Below are 654 nucleotides of genomic sequence, written 5' to 3'. Positions count from 1 at the left end.
AGTACTATAATCTGAATTGGGAAACATCGGTATTTCAGCACGACAATGATCCTAAACATCGATCAAAGCCCACAACGCAATGGATGAAAGATAGTGTCATGGTTTGCATTGATGATTGGCCATCACAAAGTCCAGATCCTAATCCTATTGAGCATGTATGGCATCATTTGAAGTTAAAGCTGAGCATGTAAAATAATAGGACGATCAGCATCCACGAACTGTGGGAAAGAGTCGAAAATGAATGGAATTCGTTTATTAAGGAATAATGCATTAAATATATAGATAGTATGTCCGACAGAATACAAGCAGTATTAGCAAAAAAGGGCGGATCCATTCGATTTTAAGGAAGTCAAAAAACTGCACCAACCGACCTCCGCTTTTTTCTGGACGCGCTTTAAGTGTATACTCAGCGTCTGACTTTGAAAGTTTTGTCAATAAATGATAATAGTATTAACTTTGTTTGGTTCAAGTTTCGTAACGTTTGCTGTTAAACTGACAGACCTGTGCTCTTATTTCCGAAAAATTAGGTTACGTTGGTGCAGTTTTTTGACCCACTGTATTTCCGACAAAAGCACATATGTAGCATCAGTTAGAATGTGTCAACGATCATCAGGATTAGACAGTAGACGACTGACAATAAACGGTATTCTTTAA

At 37.6% G+C, this 654-nt stretch carries 1 protein-coding gene; it reads left to right on the top strand.

The window, feature by feature from the left end; all coding sequences use genetic code 11:
* Positions 1-191: hypothetical protein (locus tag ACYVPE_RS39965; protein WP_461038750.1), on the top strand; the 191-nt coding region annotated here is incomplete at its 5' end.
* Positions 192-654 lie beyond the last annotated feature (463 nt).

The organism is Streptomyces mayteni, from assembly GCF_054783955.1.
Note: the sequence above shows the minus strand (reverse complement) of the source record. Positions and strands in the feature narration are given on the sequence as shown.